The sequence below is a fragment of the Burkholderia cepacia GG4 genome (assembly GCF_000292915.1).
GTDB lineage: Bacteria > Pseudomonadota > Gammaproteobacteria > Burkholderiales > Burkholderiaceae > Burkholderia > Burkholderia cepacia_D.
This window is the reverse complement of record NC_018513.1, coordinates 383624-395206: the sequence shown is the minus strand read 5'-3', so window position 1 is coordinate 395206 and position 11583 is coordinate 383624. Positions and strand designations below refer to the sequence as shown.

Genomic DNA, 11583 nt, shown 5'->3' with positions numbered 1-11583 from the left:
ACGGGCGACCTCGTCGGGGTCGCCCGTTTTTTCATGGCTGCGCGATGCCGCGCAGCTATCTGCGATTCGGAATGCGTCAGGTGGCCAGCGGGCCGAAGCGTCCCTAAAATCGGAACTCCCCTGACTCCGAGCCGTCACCGCCATCCGATGATCATCTATCCGTCCATCGCCGGCCAATTCGTACCGGCCTTGCGCGCGCTGACGCGTGCCGACATCCGCTCGCTCATGCAGCGTATCAGGCGGGATTCGCTGCCCCGCTACAACCTCGCGTTTGCGCTCGCCTGGCTGGGCGCGCTGGCCGGTACGGCGCTCGCCGGCGTGACGATCTATCTCGGCATCCACTTCGTCGCGCGCTGCGCATCGGCAAAGCCGTGGCCCGTCGCCACCGCCATCGTGGTCGGCGGGCTCGCGCCGCTGCTCGGCAACATTTTCTACTCGGCGCTGATCGCGCTCATGCTGAAACGCGAGATCGTCGCACGCGTGCCGCTGGCCCCGGGCCCGCGCGGATAACGCGCCCGGCTTACTGGCGCACCGGCTTCTTCGCGAGCTTGCGCTGCAGCGTGCGGCGGTGCATGTTCAGCGCGCGCGCGGTCGCCGAGATGTTGTTGTTGTTCTCCGCCAGCACGCGCTGGATGTGCTCCCATTCGAGCCGGTCGACCGACAGCACGACCGGATTCTCGAGCGCCTCGTCTGCCTGCACTTCGCTGGCATTGGTCTGCAGCGCAGCCAGGATGGACTCGATGTTCGCGGGCTTCGCGAGATAGTTGTCGGCGCCGTCCTTCACGGCCTGCACGGCCGTCGCGATGCTCGCGTAGCCGGTCAGCACGAGAATCCGCGCGTCGGGCTGCAGGTCGCACAGCGGCGCGATCAGGCTCAGGCCCGAATCTTCGCCGAGATGCAGGTCGACGGTGATGAACTGGAACTTGCCGCCGGCCGCGAGCCGCAGCGCCGTCTCCTTGTCGTGCGCCTGCTGGACCGCATAGCCGCGGCGCTCGAGGCCGCGCGCGAGCGTACCCGCGAACACCTCGTTATCGTCGATCACCAGGAAATTGTTCTCGCTCATGTGGTTTCTCCGTCTACGTGTTGGTTGAGGCCGCCGGCACCGCGATGCGCGCCACCGGCAGGCGCAGCACGGCACGCGTGCCGCGGCCGGGGCCGCCGGCCGGGCGGCTGTCCTGCGTGAGCACCGCGCGTTCGCTTGCGCGCTGGCCCGACGCAGCAGCGGCATGGCCATTCGCACCGCCACCGGCGCGCCCGTTGCCGCCGGCCGCGCGCGGCATGACATCGGACAGCTCGATCTCGCCGCCGAGCCGCACGGCCGCGCTGAACGCAAGGTACAAGCCGACCCCGTGCCCGCCCTGCGTGCTGTCGACCGGCATCGCGCCGAGCGATTCGCGCAACGCGGCCGGAATCCCGGGGCCGTCGTCGCTTACCTCGAATTCGATCTGGTCGGCCGCCCGCTCGTTGTACGCGAGCTTCGCGGCCAGTGTCACGCGGTGCGGGCTCGCCCGCGCGGCGTTGTCGAGCAGGATCGTCAGGATCTGGCCGGCGGCGACCGTGTCGTCGAGCGCGACGCCCGACGGTCGTGCGCCGAGCAGCTCGAACTGCACGTGCGGGTGCCGCAGGCGCCAGTGCTCGACGAAGGTGTCGAGCCAGTCATCCACCGGCTGGCGGCTCGCCGGCGCGCTCGCCCGGCTGCGCAGGCGCGCCAGCGCCGACGTGCAAAGCGTCATCTGTTCCTCGAGCACCTTCAGGTCGGCCTCGTAGCGCGCGAGCCCCGGATCGGCGCGTGCCGCGTCGCGCAGTTCCTCCGCGAGCATCGCGATCGTCGACAGCGGCGCGCCCATCTCGTGCGCGACGGTGGCGGCCTGCACGCCGAGCGCGACCGCCCGCTCGTCGCGCAGCAGGTGCGCCTGCGCTTCGCCGAGCGCTGCATCGCGCTGGCGCAGCGCGTTCGACATGCGCGCCACGAACCACGCGATCAGCCCGACGCTGACCATGAAGTTCGCCCACATCCCGGTGCGGTAGTAGTCGAACAGGTTCGCCGGGTTATCCATGTTGAGCGGCACCGAATCGAAGCCGAGCGCCGCGTAGCACGCGACCGCGAACGCCGCGAGCCAGATCATCAGGTGCCACGGCAGCACGGCCGCCGCGATCGCGAGCGACGGCAGGTACAGCGACACGAACGGGTTGGTCGTGCCGCCCGACAGGAACAGCAGCGCCGACAGCGCACCGAGGTCGACCCACAACTGGCCGAGCAGCTCGAAATTGGTCTCGGGCCGCGCGCGCAGCACGCGCACCCAGGTCAGTGCGTTGAAAACGATTTCGAGCGCGATGACCATCAGCATCGCCGGCAATGGCAGATGCACGCCGAAATAGGTCTGCACGACGCCGATCGTCACGAGCTGGCCGATGATCGCGAGATTGCGCAGCCAGAACAGGTGACTGAGGTTGACGCGCCCGGTGGTGGTGATTCGTTGCATCCGAGCAGTTTACCCGTTTAGCGCCCGGCGCCTCTACCGGGGCCGGATCGGAATCGACGAACGGCCGGGCGGGCGAGCCGGCATCTCGTCCGGTTGCACGGGCCTGCGCCGTCAGCCGGGCGCACCGGCCATGCGCTGCGCGATCTCGTCGGCGAGGCATTCCGGGCACCGGCAGCGCGCGCCGGCTGCCGGCTGCGCGCCGCCGGGCAGGGCCGGCATCGACGCGCACCAGCAGTCGAACGGCTGCGTACGGCCGTCGGTGGCAAGGGTGACGACAGTGAGTTCGGCCTGGGCTTTGGGAAGGCGGGCTACTACACGCTGGCTCTGAATAAAGCAGTCGGCGACAGCAATGCGCTGGACGTCGTGGCGGCTCCCGCTGGCTCCGACGCGTGGGTGCTCGACGGCGCGGGATTGATGGCGAACGGCTCGGCGCGCAAATCGTTCTCGGAATCGGGCAACACGGCGCCCGGGGCATACAAGACCATCTCGGCTGATCTGACCGTCACCCCGACGATCAACAAGCTGCCGGAGCTGGATCTTTCCAATGGCGGCGTTGCGCTGGATGGCTCTGCGACCCTCGAGTTGACCTATCTGTAAGCAGAGCGATCGAAGTTGGCCGGAGCGTTGGCGGCAGCGATGGCCGGTGCTCGGGCCAATTTCTGTCGGACACTGCTGTTCGCCGGGCAAGCAGGGGGCGAGGGACTTGGCTAGCTGACGCTATGCGCAGTGTTCCGATTTGGCGGGTTTTTCGAAAGGCGGACATTTCGGTCGGGACATCACGACACTGGCGCTATTGGGTGGACGGAAGAGCGGCTCAAGCAAGGCTTCGCGCGCGACGTGATCCTGCTGAAACTGGTCGGCATCAATCCGGTGATCGTCCACGGCGGTGGCCCGCAGATCGATCACGCGCTGAAGAAGATCGGCAAGGCCGGCACCTTCATCCAGGGCATGCGCGTGACCGACGAAGAAACGATGGAAGTCGTCGAGTGGGTGCTGGGCGGCGAAGTGCAGCAGGACATCGTGATGCTGATCAACCACTTCGGCGGCCACGCGGTGGGCCTGACGGGCAAGGACGGCGGCCTGATCCACGCACGCAAGCTGCTGATGCCGGACCGCGACAACCCGGGCCAGTACATCGACATCGGCCAGGTCGGCGAAGTCGAGGCGATCAACCCGGCGGTCGTGAAGGCGCTGCAGGACGACGCGTTCATCCCGGTGATCTCGCCGATCGGCTTCGGCGAAGACGGCCTGTCGTACAACATCAACGCCGACTTGGTCGCCGGCAAGCTCGCGACGGTGCTGAACGCCGAGAAGCTGCTGATGATGACCAACATCCCCGGCGTGATGGACAAGGACGGCAACCTGCTGACCGACCTGTCCGCGCGCGAGATCGACGCGCTGTTCGAGGACGGCACGATCTCGGGCGGCATGCTGCCGAAGATCGCGTCGGCCCTCGACGCGGCGAAGAGCGGCGTGAAGTCGGTGCACATCGTCGACGGCCGGATCGAACACTCGGTGCTGCTGGAAATCCTGACCGAGCAGCCGTTCGGCACGATGATCCGCTCGCATTGAGCGCGCGCCGCCAGCCAGCCAGCCCCGGCCTGCCGGCGTCGCTGCGACGCCGGCGCATCTCCCGCAGCCGGCCGCGCGCCGGCGCCCCCGTCTGGCTGTTCGATCTCGACAACACACTTCACCACGCATCGCACGCGATCTTTCCGGAGATCAACCGCGCGATGACGCAGTACATCATCGACGCGCTCCACGTCGAGCGCGCCGAAGCCGACCGGCTGCGCACCGGCTACACGCAGCGCTACGGCGCCGCGCTCCTCGGCCTCACGCGCCATCACCCGATCGATCCGAACGACTTCCTGCGGGTCGTCCACACGTTTTCCGACCTGCCCGCGATGCTGCGCGCCGAGCGCGGTCTCGCGCGCATCATCGCCGCGCTGCCGGGCCGCAAGTTCGTGCTGACCAATGCGCCCGAGAACTATGCGCGCGCGGTGCTGCGCGAGCTGCGCATCGAGCGGCTGTTCGAGCGCGTGATCGCGATCGAGCACATGCGCGATCGCCGCACGTGGCGCGCGAAGCCCGACCACACGATGCTGCGCCGGACGCTGCGCGCCGCGCATGCGCGCCTCGCCGACGCGATCCTGGTCGAAGACACCCGCAGCCATCTGAAGCGCTACAAGCGCCTCGGCATCGGCACGATATGGATTACCGGCCACCTGCCGGGCCATCTGCCGAATATCGGTCGTCCGCACTATGTCGACCAGCGCATTCGTTCGTTAAAATCGCTCCGACTGGGCACACGATCGGGGCGACAGAAATGCAGCCGACTTACCCGCAGGACCAAGCCGTAACGGAAGACCATGCCACGCCGTCCCGCCCGCGCCCGAAGCCGGGCGAGCGGCGCGTGATGATCCTGCAGACGCTCGCCGCGATGCTCGAGGCGCCGAAGCCGGAAAAAATCACGACGGCCGCGCTCGCGGCCCGGCTCGACGTGTCGGAAGCCGCGCTGTACCGGCACTTCGCCAGCAAGGCGAAGATGTACGAAGGCCTGATCGAGTTCATCGAGCAGGCGCTGTTCGGCCTCGTCAACCAGATCGTCGCGAAGGAGCCGAACGGCGTGCTGCAGGCGCGCACGATCGCGCTGACGATGCTCAATTTCGCTGCGAAGAATCCCGGGATGACGCGCGTGCTGACCGGCGAGGCGCTGGTCGGCGAGGACGAGCGGCTCACCGAGCGCGTGAACCAGCTGCTCGACCGGATCGAGGCGACCGTCAAGCAATGCCTGCGGGTCGCGCGGACGGAGGCGCAGGCGCCCGACGGCGCGGCGCCGTTCGTGCTGCCGGCCGATTACGATCCCGCTGCGCGCGCGAGCCTGCTCGTCAGCTATGTGATCGGCAGGTGGCATCGGTTCGCGAAGGGCGGGTTCCAGAAGCCGCCGGGCGAGCAGGCCGATGCGCATTTGCGGTTGATCCTGCAGTGATGTGCGGCGCGCACGCGCCAATCGACGCAAGATCCGGCACCTCCGCGTAACGGCCGCCCACCACTGAATCAAGCGCCATTTCCGATTTGCGTGGCCGGATGCACGCGACGCCCGCCCGTGCGCACTTTGCCCGGGCGTCGTCCGCCTTTGTGACGATCGGCACGGCCGACGAACGAACCCGATGCAACTACACATCTGAGCGGGCGCCACTAATAATCAGGATTCCCGTTCATTAATGCGCATCTGCGGCTCCCGGTCAAGGTCACATTCCGCCAGCATCCGCCGCCACACGCCCGGGCGATCGCAATGCGCGCCTCAACTCCACTGAATACCCCCTGCCCCGCTCCGACTGCATCCGCGCCCAGCGACGATGGACGCTGAGCCCGTATGCCTGACGATTTTTAAAATAGTTTGGGACTTGACCTAATAAATCCCCAAGCGAATTAGTAATCGTCCAATTCTTTCACCCCCCTTAAAAATCAACAATATCGCCTGTTTCCTGTCGCCGTTTCAGTTCGTTTCGACGACGTCGACAGACAGCGTTCAGGAAACGTCGGTGCGTCGCCCTTCGACGCAGGATTCCTTACTAACAGGTACTTTCATGTCCAATAAAGCACTTTCCATTCTGATGGCGACAGCGGGTCTCCTGGCCGTTGCTTCGTCGGCCCAGGCAGCCGACGGCACGATCACGATCACCGGCGAGATCACCGCTCAGACCTGCAACATCTCCGGCGACGGCGGCGGCAAGGACTTCACCGTCACGCTGCCCAACGTGTCGACGTCGGCACTGAGCACGCCTGGCTCGACGGCCGGCCGCAAGCCGTTCCGCATCGCACTGTCGAACTGCTCGCCGAACTCGGGCAATGCATCGGTGTACTTCGAGCCGGGCACGACCGTCAACGCGCAGACGGGCCAGTTGTTCAACGCGACGGGTGACGCGAAGAACGTCGAGGTCGGCCTGCTGAACAAGGACGGCTCGAACATCAAGCTCGGCGCGGCCCAGGCGCAGCAAAACTCGCAGGTCGTTCCGATCTCCGGCGGCGCGGCAACGCTCGACTACTACGCGCAGTACGTCGCAACCGGCGGTTCCGCCACGGCCGGCTCGGTCGGCACGTCGGTCCTGTACTCGGTCTCGTATCAGTAATCCGGTCTCGCGACCGGCGGCCCGTGCGCAGCCATGGCAGCGCACGGGCCGCACCCGACCGACGGTATGCGATCTGACTATCTACAAGGAGAAATCGGTGATGGTGATGCCAATCAACTGGCGCTCGAGCGTGGGCGCCGCGGCGGTGGTTGCGTCGATGTCCGGCATGGGCGCGGCGGACGCGAGCGTGGTCATCAGCGGGACACGCGTGATCTATCCCGAGAAGGAACGCGAAGTCACGGTCAAGCTGACCAACAATGGCGACAGGCCGTCACTCGTGCAGGCCTGGGTAGACGACGGCATTGCGAACGCCCTGCCTGACGATTCGAAAGTGCCGTTCACGCTGACCCCGCCGTTGTTCCGCCTCGATCCGAACAAAGGCCAGAGCCTGCGGCTGATCTACACGAAGGAGCCGCTCGCGCAGGACAAGGAAACGCTGTACTGGCTCAACGTGCTCGACGTTCCGCCGCAGGCCACCGACGATCCGGACACCCCCAACTTGCTGCAGCTCGCGTTCCGTTCGCGCATCAAGCTGTTCTTCCGTCCTGCCGCACTGCAAGGCGTGGCCGACGAGTCTGCGGAGAAGGTGACCTGGAACTTCGCGCCGAAGGCCGACGGTGGCTATGCATTGCAGGCGAAGAACCCGACGCCCTACCACGTGACGTTCACCAGGCTCACCGTCAAGTCTGGCGGCGCAACGTGGAGCAACGACAAGGGCGGCATGGTCAAGCCCGGCGCCACCGAGCAATTCGACGTCGGCAACGTGCCGCCGCTGCCTGCCGGACCGATCGAGGTCGACTACACGTTCCTCAACGACTACGGCGGCGGCGTCGAAGGCAACTACGCGCCAAGGAAAGTGCACTGACGTCACTCGCCCGCCCCTGACTCAACCCATCGCTGGCCCGCCGACGCAGCAATCGCATCGGCGCAGGCAATCCGTCGTTCGCATCATGCAGATGCGGCATTAATACATCTAATTCATGCGAACAACTTATCAACACCGAACACTCGAGGCGCCGGCGCGCTTCCCGCTCAAGCCGGGATATCTGCTCGTCACGGCGGCGCTCGGCAGCTGGGCTGCCGACACGCTCGCCGCACCTGCGGACGGTTTCGATGTCGCGCAGGTTCAGTTCAACGACACGCTGATGATGAAGCCGCGCGGGCAGCGACTCGACCTCGATCGTTTCTCGAAAGGCAATCCGGTTCCGGCGGGCGACTATCTGGTCGATCTCTACGTCAACGGCACGTGGAACGGCCGTTCGACGGTGCGCTTCAGCGCGGCCCAAGGCGCGGACAACGCGACGCCATGCTTCGATCGCGCGCTCGTGACCCGGCTTGGCCTCGACGATCAGGCGCTGACCGACACCGGACGCGCCGAACTGGCCCGCGTGTTGGCAGGCGCATGCACGGACGTCGACAAGCTGGTCGCCGACGCGACGGTCGAATTCGACATGTCGGAACTGCGCCTCAACGTGAGCGTTCCGCAGGCGGCGCTGCTGCGCAATCCGCGCGGCTACGTGAGCCCGGAACTGTGGGACGACGGCGTACCGAGCGCGACGCTCAAGTACAACGCGAACGCGTACCGCAACGCGTCGTCGGGTTACGCAAGCACGCAGGCGTACGTGGGGCTGAACGCGGGCGTAAACATCGGGAACTGGCATTTCCGGCACAACGGCTCCTACACGTCGCAATCGCAGGGCGAGAACCGCTATCAAGCGCTGAACACGTACGTTCAGCGCGACCTGCCGGCCTGGCGCAGCCAGCTGAAGATCGGCGAGACGTACACCGACGGCACGCTGTTCAACAGCGTGGGCATGCGCGGTGTCACGCTCGAGACCGACGATCGCATGTTGCCCGATTCGATGCGTGGCTATGCGCCGGTAATTCGCGGCGTTGCAACGAGCAACGCGCACGTCACGGTCGTGCAGAACGGCGCCGTGCTGTACGAAACGAACGTCGCACCGGGGCCGTTCGAAATCAACGACCTGTACGCAACGGGCTACGGTGGCAACCTGCTCGTCACCGTCACCGAGGCCGACGGCAAGAAGCACAGCTTCACGGTACCGTATTCGGCCGTCGTGCAATCGCTGCGCCCTGGCGTCTCGCGCTTCGGCGTCGCACTCGGCCAGTTGCGCGAGCCGCAACTCGATCGTCATCCGAATTTCGCGCAGGCCACGTATCAGCGCGGCATCAGCAACCTGATGACGGGTTACGTCGGCGCGATCGTCGCGGAAAACTATCTGGCCGGGCTGGTCGGCGCGGCGTTCAACACGCCGGTCGGCGCGCTCGCCGTCGACGTCACGCACGCCAGTGCGCGCATCCCGGGCGTGTCGGCGACGAGCGGGCAAAGCGTGCGGGTGAGCTACAGCAAGTCCGTCGAGGCGACCGGCACGAATATCGCGGTCGCCGCGTATCGCTACTCGTCCCGCGGTTACTGGGAACTGCGCGACGCTATGTACGCTCGCGAACAGGCGACAGCAGGCGCAGATCCGAACAATGCCTACCGGCAACGCAACCAGGTTCAGTTGACGCTCAACCAGACGCTCGGCGAAGGGCGCGGCAGCCTGTTCGCGGTGGGCTCGACGTCCAGTTACTGGAATCGCAAGGGCACGACGACGCAGTTCCAGCTCGGCTACAACAACAGCCTGCGGATCGGCGGCCGCAACCTGAGCTACAACCTGTCCGTTTCGCGGCAGCACGACGGCTACACGGGCCGCCCGAACAACCAGGTGTACGCCAACGTGACGGTTCCGCTCGGCCGGCGGTCGCATGCGCCGACCCTGTCCTCGAGCATCGCGCACGACAGCAATGGCGGTGCAACCGGGCAAATGTCGCTGACCGGTTCCGTCGGGCAGTCCAATGCGTTCTCGTATGGGGTCAACGTCAACACCGGTGGGAGCGCGACGTCCGGCGGCGGCAACGCGCAGTATCGCAGCCCGTACGCGACGCTCTCGGGCAGCGCGAGCGGCGGCAGCGGCTACTCGAGCGTGTCCGTCGGCGTGTCGGGTGCGGTCGTCGGCCATGCGGGCGGCCTCACGCTCGCCAACGACCTCGGCGAAACGGCCGCGATCGTCGAGGCGAAGGATGCCGTCGGCGCGCGCGTCACGAACGGCACGGACATCCGGATCAACCGGCGCGGTTATGCGGTGCTCCCGTACCTGACACCGTACCAGATGAACACCATCGAGCTCGATCCCAAAGGCATTCCGCTCGATGTCGAAATGACCTCGACCAGCGAACGGATCGCGCCGCGCGCGAATTCGGTCGTGAAGGTTCGCTTCGCGACGGTCAGCGGGCGAGCGGCGTTGTTGACAGTGCGCCAGCCGAACGGGGCGCCGCTGCCATTCGGGACCGGCGTAACTGACAGCGAAGGCAAGCATGTCGGGACCGTGGGGCAAGGCGGACACCTGTTCGTTCGAGGCGCGGACGACACCGGCACGCTGACGGCCAAATGGGGCAATCGATCCACGGACAGCTGCGCATTCACCTATCAGTTACCGATCAAGGACGTGAAGGGTGTCGCTTATGCGCGTGCCGATGTGATCTGTGACTACAGCGTGCCGAAGGCCCACACGCCCCTCGATACGATCGAGTCGGGTGCGTTGCCGCATACCGATGCAGAGACTCGCCTAATCGAACGCAAGGGCATCGCGAGCAGCATCCGCAGCAACGCAAGCGTCGATGCTCTGAATGGAGAGAAATTTAAATGAAATTTCATGCTAACAATCGAGCGATCGACGCCCTTAAATTCATCATCCTTTTATTTTTTTCATGGATAGGCGTCAATCAGCATGCGCACGGCCAAATGTGCAATTTTCCGGGTAACAACAATGCGTCCAGCTTTCCGCACTTCACCTTCAATAACCCGTCTCTTCCATTCGACGCACCGGACGGAGCAGTGCTTGCAACAGCGACAATCGAACAGCCATTCGAATGCCAGGCTGCGCCGGACGGTATTGGAGGTTACAGCCTGGAATACACTCCCATGCTACACGCAACACAGTTCCCCGACGTTGGCAGATATGGCGGCTCGGGCAATATGCACTGGTACGTTGGTTATAGGGTAACCAATATGGCCACCGGAAAGGTATTCAATCCATCCGGCAACGCTCCTCAGGAGTGGGCCCCACCAATTACCTCCACCAAGCCAGTTACGGGCTCATTCAGAGCAAAAATTGAACTGATTAAAATAAGCGACAACCTATACAACGTAAAGGAATGGCCATATGGACCACTACAAATTGGCAATTTCAGAATCAGAAAACGAGCACAGCCCGACGTATACAACTACCGATATTTAACGCTTGGGTCAAAACGCGAAAATATCAAACCCATGCCGGAGAGTTGCACCATCGTGAATTCGTCGGTGGACGTGCGATTGCCGCCGGTCAGTTCGGGCAAGCTGGGTCATGTGGGCGCTTCCGCAGGCGAGACGGGTTTCAACATCGGACTGAATTGCAGGGCCGGCTCGAATGTATACGTGACCTTGACGGATCTGACCGACCCGGGCAACACGGGTGACCAGTTGACGCTGACCCAGGATTCGACGGCGAAAGGCGTGAAGTTGCGCATATCGCGAAATGGGCAGCCGGTTCGCTATGGTCCCGATTCGCGTCTTCCCGGCAATCCGAACCAGTGGTATGTCGGCCCGTCGGTTTCGACGTCGAATATTCCGCTGACCGCGCAATACGTCGCCGACGGTCCGGTATCCGGTGGAACCGTGAAGGGAGTCGCCACGTTCACCATGAGCTATCAGTGAGCGCGCGGGTCCCTTGCCGTCCCGAATTCCAGGGTAGCGATGCGTGTTCGCGACGAAGTCGCGCAACGCAAGTTTTCCCTGGCAAGCCGCCGACAGGCGGCTGAAACAGGCTTCTGGTTAGCAATCCGAAGTGGCTGAATCAGGAGGCCATCGCAGGAAGAAGCCGCGAGTCACGGAAGGTACCGCGAAGTCGGCGGCAGGGACTCGA

10 protein-coding genes and 1 pseudogene are annotated in these 11583 nt (G+C 65.0%); 9 read left to right on the top strand and 2 right to left on the bottom strand.

Annotated elements, in window-relative coordinates; all coding sequences use genetic code 11:
* The first annotated feature begins 147 nt into the window (after positions 1-147).
* Positions 148-510 (top strand): hypothetical protein, encoded by a 363-nt coding sequence (locus tag GEM_RS01710; protein ID WP_014895728.1) that lies wholly within the window; start codon positions 148-150, stop codon positions 508-510.
* Between the two features lie 10 nt (positions 511-520).
* Here GEM_RS01710 and GEM_RS01705 read toward each other — a convergent pair whose 3' ends face one another.
* Together GEM_RS01705 and GEM_RS01700 are read right to left on the bottom strand one after the other, a co-directional pair.
* Positions 521-1063: a response regulator transcription factor gene (locus GEM_RS01705; protein ID WP_014895727.1), complete on the bottom strand. Its 543-nt coding sequence runs from the start codon at positions 1061-1063 to the stop codon at positions 521-523.
* Between the two features lie 13 nt (positions 1064-1076).
* Positions 1077-2483: a sensor histidine kinase gene (locus GEM_RS01700; protein ID WP_014895726.1), complete on the bottom strand. Its 1407-nt coding sequence runs from the start codon at positions 2481-2483 to the stop codon at positions 1077-1079.
* A gap of 93 nt (positions 2484-2576) precedes the next feature.
* Between GEM_RS01700 and GEM_RS31730 the strand changes: the two genes are divergently transcribed.
* The 8 genes and pseudogenes from GEM_RS31730 (at position 2577) to GEM_RS29365 (ending at position 11375) form a co-directional block, all read left to right on the top strand.
* Complete coding sequence (locus GEM_RS31730; RefSeq protein WP_014895725.1) at positions 2577-3080, top strand: hypothetical protein; 504 nt, start codon at positions 2577-2579, stop codon at positions 3078-3080.
* Between the two features lie 189 nt (positions 3081-3269).
* Positions 3270-4055 (top strand): annotated as a pseudogene (argB, locus tag GEM_RS01690) (acetylglutamate kinase); the annotation flags it as partial.
* Positions 4052-4843, top strand: a complete 792-nt coding sequence (locus GEM_RS01685; RefSeq protein ID WP_041490430.1) for a pyrimidine 5'-nucleotidase — start codon at positions 4052-4054, stop codon at positions 4841-4843. The pseudogene argB and the gene GEM_RS01685, both read left to right, overlap by 4 nt.
* Positions 4810-5472 carry a nucleoid occlusion factor SlmA gene (gene slmA, locus GEM_RS01680; RefSeq protein WP_014895722.1) on the top strand — a complete coding sequence of 221 codons (663 nt, stop codon included), beginning with the start codon at positions 4810-4812 and terminating at the stop codon, positions 5470-5472. The genes GEM_RS01685 and slmA overlap by 34 nt, the downstream gene beginning before the upstream one ends.
* A 601-nt stretch (positions 5473-6073) precedes the next feature.
* A complete protein-coding gene (locus GEM_RS01675; protein WP_014895721.1) occupies positions 6074-6616 on the top strand; it encodes a fimbrial protein in 543 nt (180 codons plus the stop codon).
* Positions 6617-6716: 100 nt separating this feature from the next.
* Positions 6717-7481, top strand: coding sequence for a molecular chaperone (locus GEM_RS01670; RefSeq protein ID WP_014895720.1), 765 nt, complete (start codon positions 6717-6719; stop codon positions 7479-7481).
* Positions 7482-7596: 115 nt separating this feature from the next.
* The gene (locus GEM_RS01665; protein ID WP_014895719.1) at positions 7597-10326 is read left to right on the top strand and encodes a fimbria/pilus outer membrane usher protein; all 2730 of its coding nucleotides are present in this window, start codon (positions 7597-7599) and stop codon (positions 10324-10326) included.
* Positions 10323-11375, top strand: coding sequence for a fimbrial protein (locus tag GEM_RS29365; protein ID WP_014895718.1), 1053 nt, complete (start codon positions 10323-10325; stop codon positions 11373-11375). The genes GEM_RS01665 and GEM_RS29365 overlap by 4 nt, the downstream gene beginning before the upstream one ends.
* Positions 11376-11583: the final 208 nt, after the last annotated feature.